Annotated in this window: 29 protein-coding genes; 26 read left to right on the top strand and 3 right to left on the bottom strand. The window is 60.3% G+C overall.

The window, feature by feature from the left end:
- Positions 1 to 810 precede the first annotated feature (810 nt).
- From rplB to VJ923_RS00415, 20 genes are all read left to right on the top strand, one after another.
- Positions 811 to 1,641, top strand: a complete 831-nt coding sequence (rplB, locus tag VJ923_RS00510) for a 50S ribosomal protein L2 (protein ID WP_326437418.1) — start codon at positions 811 to 813, stop codon at positions 1,639 to 1,641.
- A 20-nt stretch (positions 1,642 to 1,661) separates the two neighbouring features.
- Positions 1,662 to 1,934 (top strand): 30S ribosomal protein S19, encoded by a 273-nt coding sequence (rpsS, locus tag VJ923_RS00505; RefSeq protein WP_022740332.1) that lies wholly within the window; start codon positions 1,662 to 1,664, stop codon positions 1,932 to 1,934.
- A gap of 15 nt (positions 1,935 to 1,949) precedes the next feature.
- Complete coding sequence (gene rplV / locus VJ923_RS00500) at positions 1,950 to 2,291, top strand: 50S ribosomal protein L22 (RefSeq protein ID WP_326437415.1); 342 nt, start codon at positions 1,950 to 1,952, stop codon at positions 2,289 to 2,291.
- 5 nt (positions 2,292 to 2,296) lie between these two features.
- Positions 2,297 to 3,010, top strand: coding sequence for a 30S ribosomal protein S3 (gene rpsC, locus VJ923_RS00495; RefSeq protein WP_326437413.1), 714 nt, complete (start codon positions 2,297 to 2,299; stop codon positions 3,008 to 3,010).
- Positions 3,011 to 3,433, top strand: coding sequence for a 50S ribosomal protein L16 (gene rplP, locus VJ923_RS00490; protein WP_016309215.1), 423 nt, complete (start codon positions 3,011 to 3,013; stop codon positions 3,431 to 3,433).
- The gene (gene rpmC / locus VJ923_RS00485; RefSeq protein ID WP_016309214.1) at positions 3,433 to 3,627 is read left to right on the top strand and encodes a 50S ribosomal protein L29; all 195 of its coding nucleotides are present in this window, start codon (positions 3,433 to 3,435) and stop codon (positions 3,625 to 3,627) included. The genes rplP and rpmC overlap by 1 nt, the downstream gene beginning before the upstream one ends.
- A 19-nt stretch (positions 3,628 to 3,646) precedes the next feature.
- Positions 3,647 to 3,907 carry a 30S ribosomal protein S17 gene (gene rpsQ, locus VJ923_RS00480; protein ID WP_326437411.1) on the top strand — a complete coding sequence of 87 codons (261 nt, stop codon included), beginning with the start codon at positions 3,647 to 3,649 and terminating at the stop codon, positions 3,905 to 3,907.
- 50 nt (positions 3,908 to 3,957) lie between these two features.
- Positions 3,958 to 4,326: a 50S ribosomal protein L14 gene (rplN, locus tag VJ923_RS00475; RefSeq protein WP_022740329.1), complete on the top strand. Its 369-nt coding sequence runs from the start codon at positions 3,958 to 3,960 to the stop codon at positions 4,324 to 4,326.
- Positions 4,327 to 4,339: 13 nt separating this feature from the next.
- Positions 4,340 to 4,675 carry a 50S ribosomal protein L24 gene (rplX, locus tag VJ923_RS00470; protein WP_455423869.1) on the top strand — a complete coding sequence of 112 codons (336 nt, stop codon included), beginning with the start codon at positions 4,340 to 4,342 and terminating at the stop codon, positions 4,673 to 4,675.
- A gap of 188 nt (positions 4,676 to 4,863) precedes the next feature.
- A complete protein-coding gene (gene rplE, locus VJ923_RS00465) occupies positions 4,864 to 5,415 on the top strand; it encodes a 50S ribosomal protein L5 (RefSeq protein ID WP_326437408.1) in 552 nt (183 codons plus the stop codon).
- 91 nt (positions 5,416 to 5,506) lie between these two features.
- Positions 5,507 to 5,692, top strand: a complete 186-nt coding sequence (locus tag VJ923_RS00460; RefSeq protein WP_013980746.1) for a type Z 30S ribosomal protein S14 — start codon at positions 5,507 to 5,509, stop codon at positions 5,690 to 5,692.
- A gap of 102 nt (positions 5,693 to 5,794) precedes the next feature.
- Entirely contained in the window at positions 5,795 to 6,193 is a 399-nt protein-coding gene (gene rpsH, locus VJ923_RS00455; protein WP_326437406.1) for a 30S ribosomal protein S8, read from the top strand.
- 18 nt (positions 6,194 to 6,211) lie between these two features.
- Positions 6,212 to 6,751, top strand: coding sequence for a 50S ribosomal protein L6 (gene rplF, locus VJ923_RS00450; RefSeq protein ID WP_326437404.1), 540 nt, complete (start codon positions 6,212 to 6,214; stop codon positions 6,749 to 6,751).
- A 35-nt stretch (positions 6,752 to 6,786) separates the two neighbouring features.
- Complete coding sequence (rplR, locus tag VJ923_RS00445; RefSeq protein ID WP_326437402.1) at positions 6,787 to 7,155, top strand: 50S ribosomal protein L18; 369 nt, start codon at positions 6,787 to 6,789, stop codon at positions 7,153 to 7,155.
- Positions 7,156 to 7,170: 15 nt separating this feature from the next.
- A complete protein-coding gene (rpsE, locus tag VJ923_RS00440) occupies positions 7,171 to 7,701 on the top strand; it encodes a 30S ribosomal protein S5 (protein ID WP_326437400.1) in 531 nt (176 codons plus the stop codon).
- Positions 7,701 to 7,892 (top strand): 50S ribosomal protein L30, encoded by a 192-nt coding sequence (gene rpmD, locus VJ923_RS00435; RefSeq protein ID WP_326437397.1) that lies wholly within the window; start codon positions 7,701 to 7,703, stop codon positions 7,890 to 7,892. The genes rpsE and rpmD overlap by 1 nt, the downstream gene beginning before the upstream one ends.
- A 148-nt stretch (positions 7,893 to 8,040) precedes the next feature.
- Positions 8,041 to 8,490 carry a 50S ribosomal protein L15 gene (gene rplO, locus VJ923_RS00430; protein ID WP_326437395.1) on the top strand — a complete coding sequence of 150 codons (450 nt, stop codon included), beginning with the start codon at positions 8,041 to 8,043 and terminating at the stop codon, positions 8,488 to 8,490.
- Positions 8,484 to 9,764: a preprotein translocase subunit SecY gene (gene secY, locus VJ923_RS00425; RefSeq protein WP_326437393.1), complete on the top strand. Its 1,281-nt coding sequence runs from the start codon at positions 8,484 to 8,486 to the stop codon at positions 9,762 to 9,764. The genes rplO and secY overlap by 7 nt, the downstream gene beginning before the upstream one ends.
- A gap of 37 nt (positions 9,765 to 9,801) precedes the next feature.
- Positions 9,802 to 10,431, top strand: a complete 630-nt coding sequence (locus VJ923_RS00420) for an adenylate kinase (protein ID WP_326437391.1) — start codon at positions 9,802 to 9,804, stop codon at positions 10,429 to 10,431.
- 91 nt (positions 10,432 to 10,522) lie between these two features.
- The gene (locus VJ923_RS00415) at positions 10,523 to 12,700 is read left to right on the top strand and encodes a cytochrome C oxidase Cbb3 (RefSeq protein ID WP_326437389.1); all 2,178 of its coding nucleotides are present in this window, start codon (positions 10,523 to 10,525) and stop codon (positions 12,698 to 12,700) included.
- Here VJ923_RS00415 and VJ923_RS00410 read toward each other — a convergent pair.
- The gene (locus VJ923_RS00410) at positions 12,697 to 14,346 is read right to left on the bottom strand and encodes an ABC transporter substrate-binding protein (RefSeq protein WP_326437387.1); all 1,650 of its coding nucleotides are present in this window, start codon (positions 14,344 to 14,346) and stop codon (positions 12,697 to 12,699) included. The two genes, VJ923_RS00415 and VJ923_RS00410, sit on opposite strands and share 4 nt — an antisense overlap.
- A 558-nt stretch (positions 14,347 to 14,904) precedes the next feature.
- On the opposite strand from VJ923_RS00410, the gene VJ923_RS12235 reads away from it, so the two are divergent.
- Positions 14,905 to 15,147 carry a helix-turn-helix domain-containing protein gene (locus tag VJ923_RS12235; protein ID WP_394355958.1) on the top strand — a complete coding sequence of 81 codons (243 nt, stop codon included), beginning with the start codon at positions 14,905 to 14,907 and terminating at the stop codon, positions 15,145 to 15,147.
- Here VJ923_RS12235 and VJ923_RS00405 read toward each other — a convergent pair.
- Positions 15,114 to 16,007 carry a LysR family transcriptional regulator gene (locus VJ923_RS00405; RefSeq protein ID WP_326437385.1) on the bottom strand — a complete coding sequence of 298 codons (894 nt, stop codon included), beginning with the start codon at positions 16,005 to 16,007 and terminating at the stop codon, positions 15,114 to 15,116. The two genes, VJ923_RS12235 and VJ923_RS00405, sit on opposite strands and share 34 nt — an antisense overlap.
- Before the next feature lie 212 nt (positions 16,008 to 16,219).
- Between VJ923_RS00405 and VJ923_RS00400 the strand changes: the two genes are divergently transcribed.
- The 5 genes from VJ923_RS00400 to VJ923_RS00380 all read left to right on the top strand — a co-directional run bounded on the left by VJ923_RS00400 (position 16,220) and on the right by VJ923_RS00380 (position 25,021).
- Positions 16,220 to 17,449, top strand: a complete 1,230-nt coding sequence (locus tag VJ923_RS00400; protein WP_326437383.1) for a radical SAM/SPASM domain-containing protein — start codon at positions 16,220 to 16,222, stop codon at positions 17,447 to 17,449.
- A gap of 192 nt (positions 17,450 to 17,641) precedes the next feature.
- Positions 17,642 to 18,184, top strand: coding sequence for a hypothetical protein (locus tag VJ923_RS00395; protein ID WP_326437381.1), 543 nt, complete (start codon positions 17,642 to 17,644; stop codon positions 18,182 to 18,184).
- 9 nt (positions 18,185 to 18,193) lie between these two features.
- Positions 18,194 to 18,427, top strand: coding sequence for a helix-turn-helix domain-containing protein (locus VJ923_RS00390; protein WP_326437379.1), 234 nt, complete (start codon positions 18,194 to 18,196; stop codon positions 18,425 to 18,427).
- Positions 18,428 to 19,893: 1,466 nt separating this feature from the next.
- A complete protein-coding gene (nifJ, locus tag VJ923_RS00385) occupies positions 19,894 to 23,445 on the top strand; it encodes a pyruvate:ferredoxin (flavodoxin) oxidoreductase (RefSeq protein ID WP_326437377.1) in 3,552 nt (1,183 codons plus the stop codon).
- Between the two features lie 208 nt (positions 23,446 to 23,653).
- Positions 23,654 to 25,021, top strand: a complete 1,368-nt coding sequence (locus VJ923_RS00380) for an ATP-binding protein (protein WP_326437375.1) — start codon at positions 23,654 to 23,656, stop codon at positions 25,019 to 25,021.
- A 123-nt stretch (positions 25,022 to 25,144) separates the two neighbouring features.
- Here the strand turns inward: VJ923_RS00380 and VJ923_RS00375 are convergent, their stop codons facing one another.
- Complete coding sequence (locus VJ923_RS00375) at positions 25,145 to 25,861, bottom strand: ferric reductase-like transmembrane domain-containing protein (RefSeq protein ID WP_326437373.1); 717 nt, start codon at positions 25,859 to 25,861, stop codon at positions 25,145 to 25,147.
- Positions 25,862 to 25,894 lie beyond the last annotated feature (33 nt).

The raw sequence follows: 25,894 nt of genomic DNA, 5'->3' as shown, positions 1-25,894 counted from the left end.
GCAAAAGTCCACATCTGCGGTATTTGTCGTGCGCCAGATAAAAGTGGGCAAAAAAGGGCGATATGGACAGCGAAAGCGCTCTTTCCAGATTTGCGAAATGATCTGACCTGGGGTTTTGCGGGGCCGATGAGGTGACGGCTGCTCCAAGGTTGTCCATATCGGCGTTATTTGTCGCGAAAGATTCTGTCCCTGGCAAATAAGGGCGATATGGACAGCGCCGCAGCTGAGGAACGGAGAAACTTATTGAATCGGAGAACGCCTCTGCGCGGCAAACGTTTGTGCGGCGGCTTTCTCGCAGAAATCCTCCTATGCGAGGCAACGTCCATGCGGAAGGCCCCAAGCGGAAGGCCCCCGTGCGGAACCCCCCATGCGGACCCCCCATGCGGACCCCCATGAGGAAGGCCCCCGTGCGGAAGACCCCATGCGGAGACTTTCGGCGCAGGGGATCTCCGTGCAGAACACCCCCCATGCAGAGGAGCCTCTTGCGCGCAAAGGCCGTATGTGCGGGAAATGTGGGCGCGCGTCCGCTCGCGGAAAAAGTTCTTGAGTGCGCAAACTCCCACCCCTATAATGCTTCTTTGCGTCTGTGTGCCCAGCGATGGATACACCCGGGCGCGTGGCAAGACGGCGTCGCAGCGCAGAGCCTCCATCTGCGCCGATTGGCAATCGCCTTGCCACTACCAGTAGGGGAGGTTCCGGTGTGCGGAGAGGCGCGCGAGCGGAAACTCCAAAGTAAGGGGCGCCTCGCTCCGTCGGTTGCCGTTACCGGCCGGCGGGATGTGGAGCCCGAAGTCAAGAAAGGTTGTTACTGTGGGAATCAAACAGTACAAGCCGACGAGCCCCGGCCGACGTTTCCAGACGGTCTCCGACTTCTCGGAGATCACCACGTCCAAGCCGGAGAAGTCTCTTCTGGCCCCGAAGCCGAAGAAGGCCGGTCGCAACGCCTATGGCCGCATCACCACCCGTCACCAGGGCGGCGGCAACAAGCAGCGCTACCGCATCATCGACTTCAAGCGCAACAAGGACGGCGTGCCCGCCAAGGTTGCCACCATCGAGTACGATCCCAATCGTTCCGCTCGTATCGCTCTGCTGCACTATGTTGACGGCGAGAAGCGCTACATCATCCACCCGAAGGGCCTGAAGGTGGGCGACATCGTGGTCTCCGGTCCCGACGTGGACATCAAGCCGGGCAATGCTCTGCCTTTGGCCAACATCCCCGTTGGTACGCTGATCCACAACGTGGAGCTGCAGCCGGGCAAGGGCGCTGCTATTGCCCGTTCCGCCGGCACCTCCATCCAGCTCATGGGCAAGGAGGGCAACTACGCCATCCTGCGCATGCCTTCCTCCGAGATGCGCCGCGTGCTCATCACCTGCCGCGCCACCATCGGCGAGGTGGGCAATGCCGAGCACTCCAACATCAAGATCGGCAAGGCCGGCCGTAACCGCTGGAAGGGCATCCGTCCCTCCGTCCGCGGTACGGTCATGAACCCGGTCGACCACCCGCACGGCGGCGGCGAGGGCAAGAACAAGTCCGCTGGTCGTCACCCGGTCACTCCGTGGGGCATCCCGACCAAGGGCCATCGCACCCGCAACCCGAAGAAGGCCTCCAGCCGTCTCATCATCCGTCGTCGCAAGAAGTAGCGGAAACTTAAGGAGTCATAGTGAGCAGAAGTTTGAAAAAGGGTCCTTTCGTAGAACCGCGCCTTCTTGCCCGCATCGAGGCAATGAACGCGGCAGGCGAAAAGGAAGTCATCAAGACCTGGTCCCGCGCCAGCACCATCTTCCCGGAAATGGTGGGTCACACCATCGCCGTGTACGATGGCCGCAAGCACGTGCCGGTCTACGTTACCGAGTCCATGGTTGGTCACAAGCTGGGCGAGTTCTCGCCGACCCGCACCTTCAAGGGTCATGCGGCCGACAAGAAGAAGCGATAGGGCAAAGGTGAAGTAATGGAAACTAAAGCAGTATCGCGTTTCGTCCGCATCTCCCCCCGCAAGGCCCGCATCGTGGTCGACCTGGTTCGCGGCAAGTCCGTGCCCCAGGCCCGCGAGATCCTGGCCTTCTGCGAGCGTGCCGCCGCTGAGACCGTCTCCAAGACGCTGAACTCCGCTGTGGCCAACGCCGAGCACAACAACCACCTTCGTGGCGACAACCTGGTCGTGAAGACCGCTTACGTCGACGAAGGCCCCACCCTGAAGCGCATTCGTCCCCGCGCCAAGGGCTCCGCGTCGCGCATCAACAAGCGCACGTGCCACATCACCATTGTCGTCGCACCCCGAGAGGAGGCATAAGGTCCATGGGTCAGAAAGTCAGCCCTACCGGATTCCGCCTCGGTATCACCGAGGATTGGCGCAGCCGCTGGTACGCCGGTAAGGATTACGCCAAGACGCTCGAGAACGATATCGCCATCCGCAAGTTTCTCGACAAGCAGCTCGTCCGTGCCTCTGTGTCTCGCGTGGACATCGAGCGCGCCGGCGACAAGATCAAGGTGACCATCACCACGGCTCGCCCCGGCGTGGTCATCGGCAAGAAGGGCGCCGAGATCGACGCCCTGCGCAAGAAGCTCGAGAAGGTCGCCGACGGCCCCGTCTCCATCGACGTGGTCGAGGTGAAGCGCCCCGAGCTCGACGCCGAGCTCATCGCCCAGTCCGTGGCCGAGCAGCTTGAGGGCCGCGTGGCCTTCCGTCGCGCCATGCGCAAGGCCGTGCAGTCCGCCATGAAGTCGGGCGCCAAGGGCATCCGTATTCAGTGCTCCGGCCGTCTGGGCGGCGCCGAGATGAGCCGCCGCGAGTGGTACCGCGAGGGTCGCGTGCCGCTGCACACCCTCCGCGCGAAGATCGACTACGGCTTCGCCACCGCCGCCACCACCATGGGTTCCATCGGTGTGCAGGTGTGGGTGTACCACGGCGAGGTGCTGCCGGGCCAGAAGGCTCCCCAGCCCGCGCTCGAGGGCTCTTCCCGCCCGAACCGTTCCCGTCGTAACGATCGCCGCGAGAGGGGTGACAAGTAAATGCTCGTACCTAAGCGCGTAAAGCACCGCAAGGTGCAGCGTGGTTCCATGAAGGGCAAGGCCAAAGGTGGCACCCGTCTGAACCACGGCGAGTACGGAATCCAGGCCCTCGAGGCCCACTGGATCACCAACCGTCAGATCGAGGCAGCTCGTATTGCCATGACCCGTCACATGAAGCGTGGCGGCAAGGTTTGGATCACGATCTTCCCCGACAAGCCCATCACCTCCAAGCCCGCCGAGACCCGCATGGGTTCCGGTAAGGGCAACCCCGAGGGCTGGGTGGCTGTCGTGAAGCCCGGTCGCATCATGTTCGAGATCGCCGGCGTCGATGACGAGACCGCCCGTGAGGCTCTGCGTCTGGCCATCAACAAGCTGCCCATCAAGTGCAAGATCGTCACTCGTGAAACGGAGGGGCAGCAATAATGAAAGCAGCAGAGATTCGTGAACTTTCTGCCGAAGACCTGCAGGTGAAGCTGAAGGAGGCCAAGGCGGAGCTGTTCAACCTTCGCTTCCAGATGGCCACCAGCCAGCTGGACAACACTGCCCGCGTCAAGCAGGTTAAGAAGGACATCGCGCGCATCATGACTGAGATGCGGGCTCGCGAGCTGAGCGCGTAGCTTAAGGAAGGTGCAAGAAATGACTGAAGAGCGCAATCTGCGTAAAGTACGTCAGGGCGTCGTGGTCAGCGATGCCAACGACAAGACCATCGTGGTGGCCGTCGAGGAGCGCAAGCCCCATCCCATCTACAAGAAGATGATCACCACCACGAAGAAGTTCCATGCCCATGACGAGAACAACGAAGCCGGCGTCGGCGACACCGTTCAGATCATGGAGACGCGCCCGCTGTCCAAGATGAAGCGCTGGCGTTTGCTGAAGATCGTCGAGAAGGCCAAATAGTTTTGGTGCTCTGGCACGAGAACTATTGATAAGGAAAGTAGGAACATCACATGATTCAGATGCAATCCATGCTCGCCGTGGCCGACAACTCCGGCGCTCGCAAGGTGCAGTGCATCAAGGTCCTGGGCGGCTCCAAGCGCCGCTACGCTGGCCTTGGTGACGTGATCATCTGCAGCGTCAAGGAAGCGATGCCCAACGGCAACGTCAAGAAGGGCGAGGTTGTGCGCTGCGTGATCGTGCGCGTGAAGAAGGAAGTCCGTCGCGCCGACGGCTCCTACATCCGCTTCGACCAGAACGCCGCCGTGCTCATCAACAACGACGGCTCTCCGCGCGGCACCCGTATCTTCGGGCCCGTTGCCCGCGAGCTGCGTGACAAGAAGTACATGAAGATCGTGTCTTTGGCACCGGAAACGCTGTAGGGGAGGTGTCAGAATGGCTCAGAACAAGATGACGATCCGCAAGGGCGACACCGTCAAGGTCATCACCGGCAAGGATCGCGGTAAGACCGGCAAGGTCCTGCGCTCGGTTCCCGAGAAGTCCCGCGTGGTCGTGGAGAAGGTGAACATGGTCAAGAAGGCCATGCGCCCCACCCAGCAGAATCCCCAGGGCGGCATTTCCACGGTCGAGGCTCCCATCCACGTGTCCAACGTGATGCTGGTGTGCCCCAGCTGCGGCGAGGCCACCCGCGTGGCCCGTCGCCGCGAGGACGGCAAGCTCGTCCGCGTCTGCAAGAAGTGCGGTAAGGACATCCCCACCGTCGAGGCCTAATTTAGGCACTCAAGGCACAATTTGAGCCGCCTGCTACCGAATTTGTGTAGCAGGCGGTTTTTACTTGGAAAGTGTTGCCATTTGTGGGACAATTTCCAATCGCGCGCATGCGCCATGGCCCCGGGAAGGTCCCGGGGACGCCGGGTCGGAAATCCGGCGTTTAATCCATCGAAGAAAGGTATTGAAGCATGGCTGATACCCCCCGTCTCAAGGTGAAGTACCAGACCGAGATCGTCCCCGCGCTCGTCGAGCAGCTCGGTATTCAGAACATCAACTGTGTGCCGAAGCTGGAGAAGATCGTCGTGAACATGGGCGTCGGCGCCGCTGCCGGCGACTCCAAGCTGCTTGATGCGGCTATGAACGACATGCGCATCATCACCGGCCAGCAGCCCTGCGTCACCCGCGCCAAGAAGTCCATCGCTGGCTTCCATGTGCGCGAGGGCCAGGCTATCGGCTGCAAGGTGACCCTGCGCGGCGACCGCATGTGGGAGTTCATGGATCGCCTGCTGGCCACCGCCCTTCCGCGCGTCCGCGACTTCCGCGGCATTTCGCCGAAGAGCTTCGACGGCCGCGGCAACTACACCCTCGGCATCACCGAGCAGCTGATCTTTCCCGAGATCGAGTACGACAAGATCGATCGCACCCGCGGCATGGACATCACGTTCGTGACCAATGCCGGCGACAACGACGCCGCGTTCGCTCTGCTGAGCGCGCTGGGCTTCCCGTTCAAGAGCAAGTAAACCGACCGGGCATGCCGCCCGCGTCGCGCAACCTCGGTCACAAGCTCGCGATAAGGCTGCGAGCTTCAGGACATAAGAAAGAAGGACATGCATGGCTAAGAAATCGATGATCGCCAAAGCCAAGCGCGAGCCGAAGTTCTCTACGCGTCAGCATAACCGCTGCACCCGTTGCGGACGTCCCCGCGCCTACTATCGCAAGTTCGGCCTGTGCCGTATTTGCGTGCGTGAGTTGGCTAACAAAGGCGAGCTGCCCGGCGTGACCAAGGCTTCCTGGTAGGAAATCGCGGTTATGCGGGTGTGCCGGCGTTAAAGGCGGAGGCGCTAAGGGCGCCGACGAACCGAACGCACGGTTCATCACGGATCAAAGGAGAAAACAAACATGACAATGACCGACCCCATTGCAGACATGCTTACGCGCGTGCGTAACGCCCAGTCTGCCGGCAAGGACACCGTGTCCATGCCGACGAGCAAGAAGCTCGTCGAGATCGTGCGCATCATGGAGCAGGAAGGCTACATCCAGCGCTTCGATGTCATCGACGGCGAGCCCCGCGGCACCCTTGAGATCACCCTCAAGTACGGCCCGAAGAAGGCCAAGACCATCCGCGGTATCAAGCGCATCTCCAAGCCCGGCCTGCGCATCTACGCCGGCAAGGACGATCTGCCCCGCGTGCTCGGCGGCCTCGGCACGGCAATCATCTCGACCAGTCGCGGCGTTATGACCGACCGCGATGCCCGCAAAGAGGGCATCGGCGGCGAAGTCATCGCCTATCTGTGGTAGGAAAGGAAGGTATCTAGTATGTCTCGTATCGGCAAGATGCCCATCCCCGTTCCTGCCGGCGTCGATGTGACCATCGATGGCCAGACCGTTACGGTGAAGGGCCCCAAAGGCGAGCTCACCCGCACGTTCCTGCCGTCTATGACCATCACCCGCGACGGCGGTGAGCTTATCGTCACCCGTCCCGACGACACCCGCGAGTCCAAGAGCGCTCACGGCCTGACCCGCACCCTGCTCGCCAACATGGTAGAGGGCGTGTCTACCGGCTTCACCAAGAAGCTGCAGCTCGTCGGCGTCGGCTATCGTGCCGCACTCAAGGGCAAGGACCTCGAGATGCAGCTCGGCTACTCCCACCCCGTGCTGGTGGAGGCTCCCGAGAACATCACCTTCGAGGTGCCCTCTCAGACCGAGATCGTGGTCTCCGGTCCGAGCAAGGAGCAGGTCGGCCAGGTTGCCGCGAACATCCGCAAGTGGCGCAAGCCGGAGCCCTACAAGGGCAAGGGCATTCGCTACGAGGGCGAGCATGTCCGCCGCAAGGCTGGCAAGGCCGGCAAAGACTAAGTGCCTATTCGGTAGCTGATTGAAGGGATTAACCTATGAATAAGCAACAGGAGAAGCAGGCCCGTCTTGCCCGTCGCCATCGTCGCGTGCGCGGCAAGATCTCCGGCACTGCAGCTCGTCCGCGTCTGTGCGTGACGCGCAGCAACAGCAACATGTACGTGCAGGTCATCGACGATGTGGCCCACACCACCATCTGCGGCGTTTCCACCCTTGGCGAGGCCTTCAAGGCCACCGGCAAGTCCGGTGCCACCGTTGAGGGCGCGGCCGAGCTCGGCAGCATCGTTGGCAAGTTGGCTCAGGAAAACGGCGTGACGGAAGTTGTGTTCGACCGTGGCGGCCACCTGTATCATGGGCGCGTGAAGGCTCTCGCCGAGGCTGCCCGTGAAGCAGGCTTGAAATTCTAGAAGGGGTTTTAGCTTATGGCTCGTAACAACAATCGTCAGCAGGAGAGCGCCGCTCCCGAGCTTCAGGAGCGCGTGGTCTTCATCAACCGCGTCGCCAAGACCGTCAAGGGCGGCCGCCGCATGCAGCTGTCGGCCCTCGTGGTCGTCGGCGACGGCAACGGTCGCGTGGGCGTCGGCATGGGCAAGTCCGCCGAGGTTCCCACCGCCATCAAGAAGGGCGTCGAGGACGCGAAGAAGAACATGTTCACCGTTCCCGTGACCGCCGAGGGCTCTGTGCCCCACGAGATCATGGGCGAGTACGGTGCCGGCCGCGTGCTGATCAAGCCCGCCGTTCCCGGTACCGGCGTGCTCGCCGGCGGCCCGGTCCGCGCCATCATGGAGCTGGCCGGCGTCCAGAACGTGATCACCAAGTCGCTGGGCACCGATAACGCCATGAACATCGTCAAGGCTGCCGCCGAGGGTCTCAAGAACATGGAGAGCCCCGTCCAGGTCGCCGAGCGCCGCGGCATCTCCGTGGCCGAGATGTTCGGTGGGAAGGAGAACTAATGGCTGAGGCAAAGAAGACGCTGCGCCTGACTCAGGTGAAAAGCCCCATCGGCCGCGCGCCGAACCAGGGCCGCACCCTGCGTGCGCTGGGACTCAAGCGCATCGGCGATACGGTCGACCAGGTCGACAACGAGTGCGTTCGCGGCATGATCTTCACGGTGAAGCACCTCATCACTGTCGAGGAGATCTAGTCGTCACGACCCAATTCGGATGGATTTCGGCGTGTCCTTTGGGGCACGCCGTTGCCATGATAAAAGGAAGTTTGCTGGCGGCGAGCTGCCAGCACTGACCAGGCTTGAGAAGCGAGCTGGTCAGAGAGCGAAAAGGAGATTAAGCTACATGGAACTCAAGGATCTGCGCCCCGCTGAGGGCTCTCGCAAGAACCGCAAGCGCGTCGGCCGCGGCCCCGCCTCCGGCACCGGCAAGACCGCTGGCCGCGGCATGAACGGCCAGAAGTCCCGCGCTGGCGGCGGCAAGGGCGCCGGCTTCGAGGGCGGTCAGACGCCGCTCGCCCGTCGCCTGCCGAAGCTCCCCGGCTTCCGCAACATCAACCGCGTGGAGTACCTGCCGGTGAACGTGAGCCGTCTCGAGGCCAAGTTCGAGGCTGGAGACGTGGTCGATGGCGAGTCTCTGAAGGCCAAGGGCATCATCAAGCACGCCGATGCGCTGGTGAAGGTGCTCGGCGACGGCGAGCTGACCAAGGCGCTCACCGTGAAGGTTGATAAAGTGTCGGCTTCCGCCAAGGCGAAGATCGAGGCGGCCGGAGGAAAGGTCGAAGAGCCTTGCTAAGCTCAATCATTGACGCATTTAAGGTTCCGGAGCTGCGCAAGAAGATCCTCTTCACCTTGGCTATTCTTGCGCTCTACCGCTTCGGCGCCTACGTGCCGGTTCCGGGCATTCCGTTCCACGAGTTTGCCACGGCCTTCCAGGACACGGGTGTGGCCATGACCATGCTCGACCTGTTCACCGGCGGCGCGCTGTCGAACTTCTCGGTGTTCTCGCTCGGCATCATGCCCTACATCACCGCATCCATCATCATGCAGCTGATGCAGGGCGTTATCCCCGCCGTGGGCCGTTGGGCCCGCGAGGGCGATACGGGCCGCCGCAAGATCACCCAGGTGACCCGCTATCTGACGCTGGGCCTCGGCCTCATCAACGCCATCGGCTACTTGCTGCTGTTCAAGTCGCCGGCCTATGGCGTGCAGTTCTCCACCGAGGTGCCCGAGTTGCTCACCGACATCGTCATCATCTTCACGCTGGTTGCCGGTACTGCCTTCATCATGTGGATGGGCGAGCTCATCACCCAGCGCGGCATCGGCAACGGCATGTCGCTCATCATCTTCGTGTCCATCGTCTCCCGCGTGCCCTCGGCCATCTTCTCGTCGGCCACGCTCACGAGCGATCTGGGCACGGGCATTGCGCTCACCCTCGTAATTCTGGCGGTGGTGCTGGTCTGCATCCCGCTGATCATCTTCGTGGAGCGCGCCCAGCGCCGTATCCCGGTGAACTACGCCAAGCGCGTTCAGGGTCGTAAGATGATGGGCGGCCAGTCCACCTACATCCCGCTGAAGGTAAATGCCGCGGGCGTTATCCCGATCATCTTCGCGAGCTGCATCATCTACTTCCCGGCGCAGCTGGCGGCCATCTTCAACGTCGATTGGCTCACCACCTTCGCGAACTGGTGCTCCACCGGCTGGTTGAACTGGATCATCACGGTAGTCCTCATCGTGTTCTTCGCCTACTTCTACACCTCCATGGTGTTCAATCCCGAAGAGACAGCGGACAACATTCGCAAGCAGGGCGGCTTCATTCCGGGCGTGCGTCCGGGAACGGCTACCGTCCAGTACATCAAGAACGTGATCAATCGCGTGACGCTGCCCGGCGGCATCTTCATCGCGCTGATCGCGGTGGTGCCCACGATTATCTTCTACTTCACGGGCAACCAGCTTATCCAGGCTTTCGGCGGCACGTCCATCCTCATTATGATCGGCGTTGCCCTTGACACCATGAGCAAGGTGGAAAGCCAGCTGAAGATGTACAACTACGAGGGATTCTTCAAGTAAGACGGACATGCGGTCCGTATAGGAAAGGATGTTTGATATGAACATCGTGCTTCTGGGCGCACCTGGTGCTGGCAAGGGCACCCAGGCCGCAAAGCTGGTGGAGGAGTTCGGCACGCCGCACATCTCCACGGGCGATATGCTGCGCGCTGCCGTGGCGGCGGGAACCGAGCTGGGCAAGAAGGCCAAGTCCTACATGGACGCGGGCGATCTGGTTCCCGACGACGTTATCATCGGGCTCGTGACCGAGCGTCTGCAGGGCGATGACACGGCCAATGGATTCATCCTTGACGGCTTCCCCCGCACTTCGGCCCAGGCCGTGGCGCTGGATGCCGAGCTTTCCAAGCTGGGTCGTCCGCTGGATGCGGCGCTGCTCATCGACGTTGACCCCGAGGTCATCGTCGCCCGCCTCACCTCCCGTCGCATGTGCCGCGAGTGCGGCTACATCGGAAGCGCTGCCGATGGCGCCGCCTGCCCCAAGTGCGGCGGCGAGATGTACCAGCGCGACGACGACAACGAGACCACGGTGCGTAACCGCCTCGATGTCTACGAGACCTCCACAAGCCCGCTGATCGACTACTACCGCGGCTGCGAGCTGCTCGTCACCATCGACGGCGATCGTGACCCCAGCGTCGTCTACGCCGACGTGAAGGAAGCGCTCGACCTGTAGGCAGCGACCTTGCCGCCGCAAACAAACGGTCTTGGCATCTAATCCCGCATCCCTGGCCTAAGGGATGCGGGATTTCTTTATAATGGGGCCCATGCCAACCGTGCGCGAGAACATAGCCTACACCTTCGAGCATTTCATGCTCGTTTACCGCGCGACCTTGCTTAAGGTCGCGCGAGCCGTTGCCCTTATCGTGCTCGTCGCTCTGGCCCTCGAGGTGTTCGTTTTTAATATCAACTTCTTCACCTCGGCGGGCTATCGGACCATCAACCTGAACGACCGAATCGAGCTGCCGCGCGACGAGGAGGGCACTTTCGTGCTCACCGATATGGACCATGTGCTGGAATTCGGCAGCCTGAATACCGAGGTTCACAACATTCGCATCGACTTCGGCACCCAGCAGCCGGCCCAGAACATCGCCGTGAAAATCCAGTTCACCGATTCGGCCCATCAAACCTACTTCGATACCACCGAGTACACCGTCGGTATTCCCGAGGCCCATGTGTCCACCCTGGTAGACCCGAGCAAGTTCATCAACCTTCAGACCGCCGGCTACGTGGAGAGCCTCCGCATCGAGGTGGTGGGGGAGGAGGTGTCCTATCCCATCCTGCTCAACGGCGTGTCGCTGAATGCGCACCGCCCGTTCTCGTTCAACGGCGTGCGCTTCGTGGTGGTGCTGGGGCTTCTGCTTCTGGGCTACGCCTTCCGTCCGAAGTCGGCCATCTACCGCATCCGCATCGTGGAGAACCCCCGCAAATCGAAGGCGGGCATCGTCTTTGCCGTGGCCATCGAGCTGGCGCTGGTGACCACCTTCCTCTTCTACGGCTCGAATCTGGTGGGCGTTGCCACCTCGACTTACAACTACGGCGCCTGGAACGGCACCTCGCTCGTGAATACCTTCGAGGTGGGCGGCGACAACGCCCAGCAGTACGCCATGCTCGCCCAGGCCATGGCTGAAGGCCAGCTGCACCTGGAAGAGGAGCCGCCCCAGTGGCTCAAGGATATGGAAGACCCCTACGACAAGGGCGCCCGCGACGAGGCCCAGAAGGAGACCGGCGAGCCCTACCTGTTTGACGTGGCCTACCACGACGGGCACTATTACGTGTACTTCGGCGTGGTGCCGGTGCTGCTGTTCTACCTGCCGTTCTACCTGGCAACAGGGGCCAATTTCCCCACGGCTATCGGCGTGCTCGTCATGGCGCTGCTCTTTGTCCTGGGCGCCACGGCCCTGCTTGACCGCTTTGCCCGTTACCACTTCAAATCGGTGAGCCTGGGCGTGTACCTGCTGCTGCAGATACCTCTTGTGTTCTGCTGCGGCATCATGTACCTGGTGAAGTTCCCCACGTTCTACTCGCTGCCCATCATGTGCGGTCTCGCGTTCTCGGTATGGGGCCTGTACTGCTGGATGCGCTCGCGGCTGGCGGTGCGCAAGTGCGGCTGGCTGTTCGCCGGCTCGCTGTGCATGGCGCTCGTGGCCGGGTGCCGCCCACAGCTGCTCGTGTTCTCGCTTTTGGCTTTCCCGCTGTTCTGGCGCACCTATATCACCGAGCGGCGCCTGTTCACGCGCCAAGGAGCGGCGGAGTTCGCCTGTCTGGCGGCGCCCTATGTGCTGGTGGCCGCGGGCATCATGGCCTACAACTACGCGCGGTTCGGGTCGCTCACCGACTTCGGCGCGAACTACAACCTCACCGTGAACGACATGACCAAGCGCGGCATGAACCTGGGCCGCCTCGCGCCGGCGTTCTTCACCTACTTCTTGCAGCCGCCCTGCATGGCCGGCGTCTTCCCCTTCTTGCAGCCGGCCCCCTTCGAGACCACCTACATGGGGCAGACTATCAAAGAGGTCACCTTCGGCGGCATTCTCGCCTGCCTGCCCATCCTGTGGGTGCTGGCCTTCACCCGCCGCATTCTCGCCATGCGGGCCCGCCAGGCCGAGACGCGCACCATCTTCGGCATCATCGTGGCGCTCGTGGCCTCGGGCGTGCTCGTGGCCCTACTCGATGCGGAGCTCGCCGGCATCCTGCAGCGCTACTACGCCGACTTCAGCTTCATGTTCCTGGCGGCCGCCGTGCTTCTGTGCTTCGTGGTCAACGAGCAGCTCGCCTATCGCGAGGGCGCCCACGACCTCATGCTGAAGCTCTTGCTCGTCTTCGTGGGCGTATCGGTGGCCTACAGCGCGCTGCTGTGCCTGACGCCCGAGACGGGCTGGTATTCCGACGTGTACCCCTGGGCCTACCAGGGGCTGCTCGATTCGGTGCTCTTCTGGCGCTAGATCGGGTCGGCCTCGCGCATGGGGGTCGTGCCCAGGAAGTTCAATCCCGTGGCCGCAATGGGGTCGTAGTCGTCCAGCGTAGCCGACCACCAGGCCGTGGCCGTCTCGCGATGGAACAGCGGGTACAGCGGCACTTCGGCGGCGATGATGTCGAAGCACTGGTTCCAAATGCCCTGCTGCTCGTCGCCGTTGGTCGTCGCACGAGCCTGGGCGAGCAGCTCCGTCAGCTCGGCGAAGGCGGGTGCTGTGGCCCAGCGGCTCCGGGCCCGGGTCCAGACGTTGTCGCCGTACCACCAGCTGATGATGAGATCCGCGTCGTTGCCGAAACACGACGGGTCGCCGGGGGAGAGCACGACATCGAAGGGCAGAAGCGTGCCGGGCTCGGGGGCGGTGGACAAGTCCGCGAACAGGGCGGTGGTGTCCAGCTGCACCACCTCCGCCGTCACGCCGACCCGCCGCCAGTCCTCCACGATGGCCCCGGACAGTGCGCTGACCCAGTTGTCGTTGACGCGCAGGGTGAGCGCAAGCTCCGTTGCACCGGCCTCGGCCAGAAGCTTGCGGGCCTTCTCCGGATCGTAGCTGTAGACGGTGGCGGCGCGATGGTAGTGGCGGAAGTAATCCGGAAGCAGCGAGGTGGCGGCCCGCGCGTGCCCTGCCATGACCGAGCCGATGAGCGAGTCCACATCAATGGCGTACAAAAGCGCCTGGCGCACCCGTGCGTCGTCGAAGGGCGGTTTCTCGCAGTTGAACATGAGGAAGGGCAGATTGAATCCGGGCACCCACTCCACGGTGGCTCCCGCCTCCTCGATGTCCTCGCTTTGCACCTCGGGGGCGGCCTCCATGGCCATGACTCGCTTGGAAGTGAGGGCGTCGGTGCGCTTCTCGTCGTTAAGGAGCACGAGCCACTCCATGCGCTCGCAGGTGGCGGGCCACTGACCCGAGTAGTTCCGGTTGGCAGTGAAGGTGATGCGGCCCCCCTCGGAGGCGTTGACGGCGTCGTAGCACCACGGCCCCGAGCCCACGGGCTTTGCGGCCAGCTCCTCGTCGGTCATCGATGCGGGGAACACGCGCACCAGCGCGAGACGCTCCTGGAGAATAGAGCCCATGGGGGCCAAAAGGCGGAAGCGCACCCTGCGCTCGTCGGGCGCCGACACGCCCGCGATAAACGAGAGGAACGCTCCGTACAGCTCGTTGTCCATGTTCTTCTCGAAGGCGTTCACCACATCGGCCGACGTGAGGGGCGCCCCGTCGGAAAACACGGTGTCCTCGCGCAGGGTCACCTCGTATTCCAGATCGTCTATCTGAACGGGGGCATCGGCGGCCAGGCCCAGCTCGGCCCGGTAGGTGTGCATGTCCAGCTCGTAGAGCCCTTCGAAAACATGCCAGCCGGCGGCCAGAAACACCCCGGAGCTCGCGCCGACGGGGTTCGCGTCGCCCCCCTCGTAGGCCACGGCGGCCGAAAGGGTGGTGGCCACGCCGCTTGCTTCGGCCACGGGGTCCGCATAGGGCTCGCCGCTGCCCTCGGGCGCAGGCGTTTCGGGCTCTAAGGGCTGCTCCACCGAGCAGCCGGCCAAAGCCAGGCCCGCCGCAGCGGCGCCGGCCACAAAGGCGCGGCGGGTGAGGAACGTGCGGGTATTGGACAGCATAGAGTTTCTCCTAGAGCAAACACAAAACCATTAGCATTATAGAGAATGCCTCAGGCAGCTCCCTGATTTCCCGATTTTCACCTCAATTACCCTGGTTGCGCACTGACTCTGTCGAGTATACGGGTGGAACCTAGTCTTTTGTCAGGCCCTGTGGCGGCCCGCGAGTGAAATCGCTGTCACCAGGCAGAAATCGAGAAACTACGCGCAATTACCGAACGCTTGTTGCACGACTGGGCATAGGGGAAGGTTCCGTGCAATTCCCCGAGCTGCAATCTAATGAGCTTCGTGGCAATTGTCCGAGTTTGTGCTAGCGAAGGCCGGAGGCTCCCATATCGCGCAGCAGCATCCCAGTTCTCGTTGCAGGCGATGGGCGAGAGCGCGAACGTCTTCGAGGGATGGCTGGAGTTTGACAAGTTGTTCTATGGAGGCGATGCATTGAAGCTCCAACTCGAGTTCCGCCCCGTCCACCGTCACGCCACCCCGTCTTTCTCTTTAAGAATTTCTCCAATGTAACATATACGGTACATCCATCATATCATCCCTCGCTACTCTTTCCGTATGGGAGAAACACAACAAATAATTGGCGGTAGAGTGCGTGCGGTCCGTGAATCTAAGGGGCTCACGCAGGAGCAGTTGAGCCTTATGGTTGGTGTGAGCCGCATGTCTATCTGGCGGTTGGAGAACGATTCCGAGAATGTTTCCGTCGCCTGTCTCGATAAGCTGCTTGACGGCTTGGGATGCACTATTATTGAGCTTCTTCGTGACGATTATCTTGAAGTTATCGTAGGGGAAAAGAGGTGATCTCTCAGGCGGCGAAGCTCTGGGGTGATGGTGCGGTAAATGAGGTATACGGGCAGGGTGATAGAGTGCTTTGACGCGAGGGGGACTATCTCTAGATCTTCGTGAGTTTCAATGAGCGAATTGTTTGGGGCGGAGAAGACGACTCCTCCTGTTTTGAGAAAATGGTACAGTCCATCTTCTGTCGGCTCAACATGTTGGAAGTGTGGCGAGGGAAGGCCCAGGGCGTTGAAGTGCGCCTGAATCGTCGGCAGCACGTATCGGATGTCGTCGGGAAAAGCGAGGGGTGTGCCGCTCAGCTCATCGAGTCCTATCTTGGTGCGCGAGTGGGGCTTTGCGTCCCGATGGGCTAATAGACCGGGCGATATACTTCCAATACGGGTGCAGACATAGCCGTCTTCCGCTACGCGCCCGATGAGTATGGCGGCATCGGCGATGGACTCCTTGAGCGCTCGCAAGCATGTGTCGCTGGCGCGTCTGAGTATTCGCGTATCAACGAGGGGGAATGCGTGAGCGAATTCCCCGAGTGCGCTTTCGTCATACACCTCCCCTCGAAAAGGGGTGACAGAAAGAGCTATGGTGAGTTTTCCGCTTGCGGTCGTCTCGCTATCTTCGGAGCCTAAAGTTTCCAAATCATCGTAATTCTCGATTACCTCACGCGCGCGCTCGGCGAAGAGGAGGCCAAAAGATGTGGGCTTTACGCCTCGTCCATTTCGCTCAAAGAGTTTGCGGCCGAGCTGCTTCTCTTTGTCCGCAATGGCTTTGGTGATAGCCTGGGGAGAGATGATGAGCTGCTCCGCCGCTTTTGCGTGACTCTCCAATTCAATGGCAGCAACAATGTAACGAAGCTTTTGGATGCTCATAATATCCCCCAAATTTGGGTAAAAATCAATGAGAAACATGGATACGATTGAATATATTATCACTAATTATGAGAAGGGGAAGAACGGGTTGGTGACGATTCCCAATAAAAAAGTGGAAATCGAGTGCAAGAAGTTACGGGTCGGGTCTCATGACGCAAGCGTATTCGTGGGATACTTCTATTCAGGATGACTCTCTGGGAGAGGAGGCCCTGGTGGGCGAGAGGGGGCTGCTGTTTTCTGCCGATGGCGTATCAATGTTCGGAAGCTTGAGCACGGGGCACCTCATTGGCCTCTCGCCCGAGGAGGTCGAGTGGTGCGAGGCGTTTGCTCAGGAACGTATATCGTTGCGCGAGGTGGCCGCCAAGCATCCCGATTTGGCTGACGAGCTGGAGCGCGGGGAGCTTGGGGAGGTTGAGCCATCCACCGTCTGTGGTGCATACCTGCATGTGACCCAGCGCTGTAACTTATCTTGCATTGGGTGCTATTCAGGAGGCGGTGGGAGAAATCTTATCCCTGACCCCCCGCTTGAGAAGCTCGAGTTCGTCTTGTCGTATCTTGCACGCTTGGGAGTTTCTACGCTTAATATTTCGGGTGGCGAACCCTTTCTTCGGTCTGATTTGCCCGAGATAGTGAAGAAGGCCACGGAGTCGTACGGTATCGAGGTGGTGAACGTTCTCACAAATGGAACCGTTTGCGATACGACGATGCTGCAACGGTTGGCGCCTTTTGTGGCCGCCATCTCGGTGTCGTTCGATGGGGTCTCCGCCAGCGATGCGGCTCCCATACGGGGGCGGCAACGTTTTGATGAGCTCATAGAATTCGTGGGCCTAGCGCAAGAGATTGTTGGCAAGGTGTGCATAACGCCGACATTGCATCGCAAGAATATTGAGGATATGCCTCGATATCAAGCATTGGCGAATTCTTTGGGCGTTGATTTGGGGTTCAGCTTGCTCTCTACTCCCAGTGCGGGCTGCAGCACTGCCGACCTTTTGCCTGAAAGCCCAGATCTGGTGCGCATGGTCGAACTGCTTCTGGCTCCAACTGTGGGAGAGAGCTCGGCTTTTTCGATTCAATCGCTTGCTGGAGGGCTGGTTTGCCGGAATTGTTGCGGGGCAGGAAAAAGCACGGTGAGCGTGGATGCCGATGGGAGCGTTTATCCGTGCCATATGATGCACGACGCACGTTTTCTTATGGGAAATGTTTTCAAGGAGACTGCTCCGGCGTATCTCGAAGATACGTGTTGGGAGGTGTGGTCTTTGGCTGCTGAGTGCGAAGAGTGTGACTACCGTTATCTCTGCGGTGGAGGTTGTCGGGCTAGAACCGTGGCCGCAGGGAGCGACAAAGATCCTTATTGCGCTATGCACCAAGCTTTTTACGGTGAGGTGTTGCGAAGGGTGAAAAGGCAATTCGAGAGGAGAGAATGCGATGCTATTTCACAGTGAGGAAAAGGTACATGCTGGCTGTCATCAGATCGGGTTTGGTAATATATGTATAGCTCACGGCTTTGCTCGTGGCTCATCGAGAAGCGCTGTGACGAAAGCAAGCGATTCTGCATTAAAGCTAAGGAGTTATGGGGCAAAGGCGCCAAAGCACGTTTGCCCCATAACTGAAAGCAACTAGAAGAAGGAGCATTGGTGGGGCGAAACAGGGAGATCGAGCTACTGGAAAGATCGTTTGCGGGCATTCCTCGGTTGGGCAAGCTGCTCGGCATCATCTTTACGATATGTGCGTGTTTGAGCGCAATAATGATTCTCTTCCTGGCCGCCTCGCCGTTCTTTTTTGCGGTAGACGGTGTCGCGGGATTCGCACCGGCTGCGCAAATCGCTTATGACATTATTGGTCAGCTTGCCATGCTTGCGGTCTACGTAATGTGTGCGCTTGTTGCATGGGACATGTCGAAAGGGGAGACTCCTTTTGCGCAGAAGCAGGTGAGAAGAGCTCTCGCAGCGGCTTGCATTGTCGCACTGTATACGCTCGTCTGCTTCATTTGGGATCCTCTCTTTTCTGCCATTGAGGTGGCTTTGGGGCCGCTCACTTCAGTCTATGATGCCGATCTTAAGCCTGCGACATTTTTTGTGAACTTCGGTACGCTGCTGGCTTCAGCTGTGCTCTTTTTGCTTGCCTATATCCTGAATTACGGCAAGACCCTGCAAGCGCTTTCCGATGAGACGGGGTAGGTGGCTGCTGTGGGAGTGATTGTCAATTTGGATGTAATGCTCGCCAAGCGTAAGATGCGCTCCAAAGATATCGCAGAACGTATCGGCTTATCAGAGAACAATTTGTCGCGCATTCGTGCGGGCCATATCAAAGCCATCCGGTTTTCCACGCTTGGCGCCCTTTGCCGCGAGCTCGACTGCAAGCCAGGCGATCTTCTCGACTATGTCTACGAGGAATCCGACGAATGGGACGGCGAGGAATAAGAGAGAAGCCGGCGAAACCGAACTATGCTCCTAGTTCTCGGGCGCGTAAACGGCGGCTTGTGGCTTACATTGGGATTATTCTCAAATTTCCTTCAGAGTCTCTTTCTTCTAATTCAGCTTGTCTCCTTCTCGCGCTTATTAGCGGATGTGGCGGTCGAATCCCCCTCGATTCCGTGATGCTCTCGTGTCCAGCTCGAGTTGATGGAAAGTTTTGCTTGGCGAGACAGGGATAAGTCTCTGTAGAGGCTCGACTCGCAACGAAATAAAAGGAGTTGACACGAAATGCGAGGAAACGTTTTGCGGAGCCCTTGCTAAACTCTTCACGAACCGATCGGCTAAGTGCTGGATTCCACATACGATAGGAGGAGTTATGTGCAAAGAGATTGCTGGAGCGGCCCCCTCTATGTCGCGTAAGGAGTTTCTTATCGCTGCCGGGGCAAGCGCGGCTGGGGTGGCGATAACGGCTTTTTCGCCAGACATCGCGCTTGCGGATGAGGCGTTAAACGGAGGGCAACCGTTTCCTCCGGCAGACTCAGCTTGTTATCGCATTGTGAGTGAGGCAGAAATAGATCAAATGTGAGCAGATGCTCTTAAGAGTGCAGAGGAAACTGGTGGGGAAATTGTCTTGAATGAGCCTCATCCGGTTGATCCCCCCATCGTTCCTCGAAGCCGGATAAGTGCGCAAGTTCAAGCCAATACGACAGTTGGGGGCATCCCTGACATTATTTACTTGCTGGCAATATATGAAAACAAGCAAAACCAAACTCGCATTAGCACGGTATATAATAAATATGCATATGGGTTTCACAGCACTTGCGAGAATGGAACTTACAGTCACGTAATTGCCGATGGTGGTCGCACTCTTATTATTAATGCCACGGTAACCATGCGTAATACGGCAGGGTTTGCGCAGAGCTTCAGGCTTCATGGGGAGTTTGGCCCGAAAGGTGGAAATTATCTAAACGTTGCCTATCTTTAGCCCGCTGACAGGGGGATAATATGGGATCAGGTGAGATGTTTGTTCTGGTATGGACGTTTTTGGCGCCCATTGCGATTTTCGTATTAGCGCTTCTGGCCATCTATCTTGTGGTCAGAAAGGCTGTGAGGGATGAGCTGCGGAAAAGTTCGGCGGTCTCGCACCCACCCCATCGAGTTGAGTGATCCCACGAAGAAGCGGCCGCCAGGAGTTTCGTCCCGGCGGCCGCTCCCTCTTCTCGCGGGTTGTCCCGAACCCCGCCGACCGACGGGGGAGGGCGTCTTGGGGGCGCCCGCGCGCTTGACGTCGCGTCAGGGGCGGGCCCGCTGCTAATATCAGACAGGTATTTCTGTTCGCAGAGCAAATCCGACCCGTTTGATCGGACGCGCTTCGTCCCTCCGACCTCTCCGCGACAGTACCACCCGCGCGTTGAGCGACGAGGCCGCAAGCCGGCCGATTCCGTGCGGGCCAGATGCAAAGGAGAGGACACATGACGAGAGAACTCAAGTCGATGGACGGCAACAACGCCGCAGCGCATGTTTCTTATGCGTTCACGGAGGTCGCCGGCATCTACCCGATTACTCCCTCGAGCCCCATGGCCGACTTCGTCGACATTTGGGCAGCCCAAGGCCGCAAGAACATCTTCGGCACCACCGTCAAGGTGTGCGAGATGCAGTCCGAGGGCGGTGCCGCCGGTGCAGTCCACGGCTCGCTGGCCACCGGTGCCTTGACCACCACCTACACGGCCAGCCAGGGCCTGCTCCTTATGATCCCCAACATGTACAAGATCGCCGCCGAGCAGCTGCCCACGGTCTTCCACGTGTCGGCCCGTACCGTGTCCACTCAGGCGCTCAACATCTTCGGTGACCACTCCGACGTCATGGCCTGCCGCCAGACCGGCTTTGCCATGCTGGCCGAGTCCAACGTGCAGGAGGTCATGGACCTGTCTGCCGTGGCTCACTTGGCCGCTATCAAGGGCCGCGTGCCGTTCTTGAACTTCTTCGACGGCTTCCGCACCTCCCACGAGATCCAGAAGATCCAGGTGTGGGACTATGACGATCTGGCCGACATGTGCGACATGGACGCCGTGCGCGCCTTCCGCGAGCACTCCCTGAACCCGGAGCGCCCGGCCATGCGCGGTTCCCACGAGAACGGCGACATCTTCTTCCAGCATCGCGAGTCCTGCAACCCCGTCTACGACGCGCTGCCCGCCGTGGTCGAGGAGTACATGCAGAAGGTGAATGAGAAGCTCGGCACCAACTACCAGTTGTTCAACTATTACGGCGCTCCGGACGCCGAGCGCGTCATCGTGGCCATGGGTTCCATCTGCGACGTGGCCGAGGAGGTCATCGACTACTTGACCGCGCAGGGCGAGAAGGTGGGTCTGGTGAAGGTGCGCCTGTACCGTCCCTTCGTGACCGAGAAGTTCGTGGCCGCGCTACCCGAGACGGTGAAGAAGATCGCCGTGCTCGATCGCACCAAGGAGCCCGGCTCCATCGGCGAGCCTTTGTACATGGACGTGGTGAACGCCCTGACCGTCGAGGGCCGCACCGGCATCACCGTCACCGGCGGCCGTTACGGCCTCGGGTCCAAGGACACCCCGCCCGCGTCCGTGTTCGCCGTGTTCACCGAGCTGGAGAAGGACGCGCCGCGCCGCCAGTTCACCATCGGCATCGTCGACGACGTGACGAATCTGTCGCTGCCCGAGGTTCCCTCGCCTAACACCGCCGCCCCCGGCACCATCGAGTGCAAGTTCTGGGGCCTTGGCGGCGATGGCACGGTGGGCGCGAACAAGAACTCCATCAAGATCATCGGCGATCACACCGACAAGTACGTCCAGGCCTACTTCCAGTACGACTCGAAGAAGACCGGCGGCGTGACCATCTCGCACCTGCGCTTCGGCGACAGCCCCATCCGCAGCCCCTACTACGTGAACAAGGCCGACTTCGTGGCCTGCCACAACCCTTCCTACATCACCAAGGACTTCCCGATCGTGCGCGACGTGAAGCCCGGCGGCACCTTCCTCATCAACTGCCAGTGGACCGCCGACGAGCTTGAAGAGCACCTGTCCGCCGACGCCAAGCGCTACATCGCCGATAACGACATCAAGCTCTATCTCATCAACGCCATCGATTTGGCCATCGAGATCGGCATGGGTAAGCGCACCAATACCATCCTGCAGTCCGCCTTCTTCACCCTGGCCAAGGTCATGCCCCAGGAAGAGGCCATCCAGTACATGAAGGACGCCGCCACGAAGTCCTATGCCAAGAAGGGCCAGGACATCGTGGACATGAACCACAAGGCCATTGACGCCGGTGCCACCGCCTTTGTGCAGGTGGACGTGCCCGAGGCGTGGAAGAGCGCCGCTGCCGCGCCTAAGGCCTCCGACATCGAGGGTCGTCCCGAGACCGTGGCCCTTGTCGAGGGCATCATGCAGCCCGTGGCCCGCATGGACGGCGACTCGCTGCCCGTGTCCGCCTTCGTCGGTTACGAGGACGGCCAGTTCCCGCTGGGCGCCTCGGCCTACGAGAAGCGCGGCGTGGCCGTGTCGGTGCCCGAGTGGAGCTCCGACACCTGCATCCAGTGCAACCAGTGCTCGTTCGTGTGCCCGCACGCCACCATCCGTCCCTTCGCGCTGACCGACGCCGAGCTTGCCGCCGCACCGGCGCAGACCAAGTCCATCCCGGTCAAGGGCAAGGTGGGCGCCGACATGCAGTACGTGCTCGCCGTCTCGCCGCTCGATTGCATGGGCTGCGGCCTGTGCGTCATCCAGTGCCCGACCGATTCACTGACGATGATGCCCATTGCCGACGAGCTGGACGAGCAGCCGGTGTTCGACTACTGCGTGTCGAAGGTCGCCCGCAAGCCCGAGCTCGAGGGTACTTCGGTGAAGGCCAGCCAGTTCAAGCAGCCCTTGCTTGAGTTCTCCGGCTCCTGCGCCGGCTGCGCCCAGACCTCTTACGCCCGCCTGGTCACCCAGCTGTTCGGCGACCGCATGTACATCGCCAATGCTACGGGCTGCTCTTCTATCTGGGGCGGTCCGGCGGCTACCTCGCCCTACACGGTGAACGCCGACGGCCATGGTCCGGCCTGGTCCAACTCGCTCTTCGAGGACAACGCCGAGCACGGCATGGGCATGCTTTTGGGCTACGAGGCCGTGCAGGACAAGGTCGTCGTCGACTCTGAGGCCCTCATCGAATGCGGAGGCGCGGCCGGGGATCTGGCCGATGCGGCCCGCGCCTGGCTTGAGGCCCGCGCTGACGCTGAAGCCTCCAAGACTGCGGCGGCGGCCTACATCGAGGCGCTGAGCACTGCTGCCGAGGGCACCGGAGAGGTGGCCGAGCTCGCGGCCGGTATCCTTGCCAACAAGTCCTACCTGACTAAGAAGTCCGTCTGGATCTTCGGCGGCGACGGTTGGGCCTACGACATCGGCTACGGCGGCTTGGATCATGTGCTCGCCTCCGGCAAGGACGTGAACGTGTTCGTGTTCGACACCGAGGTGTACTCCAACACCGGCGGCCAGGCTTCCAAGGCTTCCAACCTCGGCCAGGTGGCGCAGTTCGCCGCCGCGGGCAAGGATGTGAAGAAGAAGAGCCTCGCCGAGATCGCCATGACCTACGGCTATGTGTACGTGGCCCAGGTGGCCATGGGCGCCAACCTCAACCAGACCATCAAGGCCATCACCGAGGCCGAGGCGTACCCCGGCCCCTCGCTCATCATCGGCTACAGCCCCTGTGAGATGCACTCCATCAAGGGCGGCATGACCAACTGCCAGACCGAGATGAAGAAGGCCGTGGACTGCGGCTACTGGAACCTGCTGCGCTTCAACCCCGAGGGCGCTCCGGGCAAGAAGCTCGTCATCGACTCCAAGGAGCCGATCGAGGGCGAGTACCAGAACTTCCTCATGAACGAGGCTCGCTACAGCCGCCTCACCCGCGAGTTCCCCGAGCGCGCCGGCGAGCTGTTCGCCGAGAACGAGCAGGCGGCCATGAACCGCTGGGCGCACCTCGAGAAGCTCAAGGACCTCTACGCCGCCGAGTAGCGCGCCGTACCAGATCCGCCCAACCAACGAGGCCCGGATGCGTTCCGGGCCTCGTTTACTGTCCAGGGTATTTTGCTGATGATCCCATTAAATCCAATTTCGTGTACAGCTTGTACACGAAAATACGAAATTTCGTGTACAAGCTGTACATGAAATTCTATTTTCGATCTATAATGGGCTGTAGAAGGCCTTGGATGAGGGGTGTCTTATGGACTATATGAAGCGCAAGCTTGAAGAGGCGGTACGAGCGTGGGCTCAAGATGCTAATTCGCGCCCTCTGCTCATCCAGGGGGCTCGTCGGGTGGGGAAAACGGTTCTCGCGGAGCACATGGGACGTGAACTGTTTGAGGATGGTTTCGTTAGGCTCGACTTCCAGACGGATCTGGTGCGAGCGAGCGCTCTCTTTGATTGGCCGACCGACGATGTTGATGGGCTTGTGGCCCGCATCGCCGAATACAAGGGCGCGGCTATTCGGCCCGAGAAGACGCTTATCATTTTGGACGAAATTCAGCTTTGCGAGCAAGCGCTCAACTCCCTGCGCTTCTTTGCCGGCTCGCCGTGGCGTGTGCTCGCAACGGGCAGTCTGCTGGGTGTTACTACGAAGCGCCGCAGCTTGCCGTTTCCCTCAGATGTGGTTCAGCTCGAGCTCCATCCCCTCGATTTCGAAGAGTACTTATGGGCGTTCGGGGAGTGCGTCATGGCAAACGATATCAGGGCCCATGCAGTCTCGGGGGAGCCCTACGTGCGTCACGACCAGGCTCTTGACTGGTATCGGCGCTACTTGGTGCTCGGCGGAATGCCGAAAGTCCTCAGTTCCTACCGACAAGACCGAACCTTTGCGTCGGCTGCGGAGATTCAAGCAGAGATAAACGGTACCTATACCGCCGATATGACCGATCCCGAAAACGGCATCAGCGGCATCTCGGCCAAACGCATTTGGGATAGTTTGCCTAAGCAGCTCCTGCGGGCATCGACGAAGAAGTTTAAGTACGCCGAAGTGGTGCGTGGCGGCCGTCGTGAGCGCTTGCTTGAGCCGCTGGAATGGCTCGCCGCTGCGGGCATCGTGAGCATCAATGATTTGACGCGCGACGACCAAGCACCGCTAGCACCATTTAACGATGAAGAAGGAAGCTACTTTAAAGTGTATGTAGCTGATACGGGGATCATGTTCTTCAAGTTCGGCATCGATGCGGGCCTCTTTCTTGAAAAGGAGTCGCGATTGGTTTTGGCCTCTGATTTTCGGGGGGCGCTGGCTGAAAATTACGTGATGCAGGCTTTGGCGGCTAACGAGGTAAAAACGTTCTACTGGATGCCCTCCGACAAAGTGGGGAGCGGAGAGATAGACTTTGTCTTCCAGGATCGTCGGGCGCAGATTGTTCCTGTCGAGGTGAAGTCGGCGCGTAACGTAAAAGCCAAAAGCTTGCGCAAATTCATGGAAGAGGGGAGCTCCCCCTATGCGCTTCGCCTGTCAGAAGCAAACTTTGGCGTTGAGAAGATTGGGGATTCCGACAAGCTGTTGCGAAGCCTCCCTCTTTATGCAGCCTTCTGCATAACGCAAGCGGGCGTTGGGGCTTAAAGCCGATTTCGCGTGCAGCGTTCCATATACTTGCATTTGAAGGTTTTGAGTCAGGGCATCTTTGCAATATGGAGGCTCGAGGCGTTCAGAATGCGCCTTTGGCTGCTTGTTGGAAGAAGCTGCTTATTGAGCCACAACCAACTCGAGTTCCGCTTCTGATTCGATGGGAGCAGCGTTGGCGACATGATCGGCCAGGGCCTTGCACGTACGCAGCACCACATAGGCGCCAGCGACGAGCGAGTACACGATAATGCTCACAGTGGCTACCTGGCTGCCCGAAAGTGCGCTCGGCATGAGTAGCAGGGCAAGGTGCACGTAGGTCAGCAGGTAGAAGGGGTAGGCGAGGCGTTGGGCCGCCTTCCAAGCGGCAGCCTTCATGCGGTGCTTAACCGCGAGGAACGACGTGACGAATAGCGCAATCATGAGTAAGGCGATAAACGCCGCCAATCCGAAGGAAAGACCGATTCTGCCTGAGAAAACGTTCACAAGGTGGGGGAGATACGAGTTCGTGTAGAAGGCAATATGTCCCACGGCGAGTATACAGGCGATGATGGACAGTTGGCGCCGAATGGGCATGAGGTGAGCGCGCAACCTCGATTTCTCGTTAAGCACGCCGACGAACATCACTACGGAGAACAGCAGAAATGCCAGGGCGCAGCGATGGATGATCTGCTGAAACACCGACCAAGCTTCACCGCGCATCCCGCTGGAGACTCCCCAAAAGTAAAGCCCCACTAGAGCCACGGCACCCAAATAAAAGGGGATGGGATACTTTTTCAACGGCTTCGCAAAGGCGACAACGAGTGCAAGTGAAAGAACCAAAGCGATTATGAACCTCATGCCTAAGCCCCTTCTCAAGTGAAGCATCGAGAA

It is taken from the genome of Adlercreutzia shanghongiae, assembly GCF_035830635.1.
GTDB classification, from domain to species: domain Bacteria; phylum Actinomycetota; class Coriobacteriia; order Coriobacteriales; family Eggerthellaceae; genus Adlercreutzia; species Adlercreutzia shanghongiae.
Note: the sequence above shows the minus strand (reverse complement) of the source record. Positions and strands in the feature narration are given on the sequence as shown.

Excerpts from the sequence above, each read along its gene's own strand:
- rpsH (WP_326437406.1), top strand. The coding sequence starts at position 5,795 with ATGACAATGACCGACCCCATTGCAGACATGCTTACGCGCGTGCGTAAC.
- rpmC (WP_016309214.1), top strand. The coding sequence starts at position 3,433 with ATGAAAGCAGCAGAGATTCGTGAACTTTCTGCCGAAGACCTGCAGGTG.
- VJ923_RS00420 (WP_326437391.1), top strand. The coding sequence starts at position 9,802 with ATGAACATCGTGCTTCTGGGCGCACCTGGTGCTGGCAAGGGCACCCAG.
- rpmD (WP_326437397.1), top strand. The coding sequence starts at position 7,701 with ATGGCTGAGGCAAAGAAGACGCTGCGCCTGACTCAGGTGAAAAGCCCC.
- rplR (WP_326437402.1), top strand. The coding sequence starts at position 6,787 with ATGAATAAGCAACAGGAGAAGCAGGCCCGTCTTGCCCGTCGCCATCGT.
- rplV (WP_326437415.1), top strand. The coding sequence starts at position 1,950 with ATGGAAACTAAAGCAGTATCGCGTTTCGTCCGCATCTCCCCCCGCAAG.
- rpsE (WP_326437400.1), top strand. The coding sequence starts at position 7,171 with ATGGCTCGTAACAACAATCGTCAGCAGGAGAGCGCCGCTCCCGAGCTT.
- VJ923_RS12235 (WP_394355958.1), top strand. The coding sequence starts at position 14,905 with ATGGGAGAAACACAACAAATAATTGGCGGTAGAGTGCGTGCGGTCCGT.
- rplF (WP_326437404.1), top strand. The coding sequence starts at position 6,212 with ATGTCTCGTATCGGCAAGATGCCCATCCCCGTTCCTGCCGGCGTCGAT.
- VJ923_RS00405 (WP_326437385.1), bottom strand. The coding sequence starts at position 16,007 with ATGAGCATCCAAAAGCTTCGTTACATTGTTGCTGCCATTGAATTGGAG.
- VJ923_RS00460 (WP_013980746.1), top strand. The coding sequence starts at position 5,507 with ATGGCTAAGAAATCGATGATCGCCAAAGCCAAGCGCGAGCCGAAGTTC.
- rplP (WP_016309215.1), top strand. The coding sequence starts at position 3,011 with ATGCTCGTACCTAAGCGCGTAAAGCACCGCAAGGTGCAGCGTGGTTCC.
- rplE (WP_326437408.1), top strand. The coding sequence starts at position 4,864 with ATGGCTGATACCCCCCGTCTCAAGGTGAAGTACCAGACCGAGATCGTC.
- VJ923_RS00415 (WP_326437389.1), top strand. The coding sequence starts at position 10,523 with ATGCCAACCGTGCGCGAGAACATAGCCTACACCTTCGAGCATTTCATG.
- VJ923_RS00375 (WP_326437373.1), bottom strand. The coding sequence starts at position 25,861 with ATGAGGTTCATAATCGCTTTGGTTCTTTCACTTGCACTCGTTGTCGCC.
- rplO (WP_326437395.1), top strand. The coding sequence starts at position 8,041 with ATGGAACTCAAGGATCTGCGCCCCGCTGAGGGCTCTCGCAAGAACCGC.
- rplN (WP_022740329.1), top strand. The coding sequence starts at position 3,958 with ATGATTCAGATGCAATCCATGCTCGCCGTGGCCGACAACTCCGGCGCT.
- rpsC (WP_326437413.1), top strand. The coding sequence starts at position 2,297 with ATGGGTCAGAAAGTCAGCCCTACCGGATTCCGCCTCGGTATCACCGAG.
- rplX (WP_455423869.1), top strand. The coding sequence starts at position 4,340 with ATGGCTCAGAACAAGATGACGATCCGCAAGGGCGACACCGTCAAGGTC.
- VJ923_RS00410 (WP_326437387.1), bottom strand. The coding sequence starts at position 14,346 with ATGCTGTCCAATACCCGCACGTTCCTCACCCGCCGCGCCTTTGTGGCC.
- VJ923_RS00380 (WP_326437375.1), top strand. The coding sequence starts at position 23,654 with ATGGACTATATGAAGCGCAAGCTTGAAGAGGCGGTACGAGCGTGGGCT.
- rpsQ (WP_326437411.1), top strand. The coding sequence starts at position 3,647 with ATGACTGAAGAGCGCAATCTGCGTAAAGTACGTCAGGGCGTCGTGGTC.
- nifJ (WP_326437377.1), top strand. The coding sequence starts at position 19,894 with ATGACGAGAGAACTCAAGTCGATGGACGGCAACAACGCCGCAGCGCAT.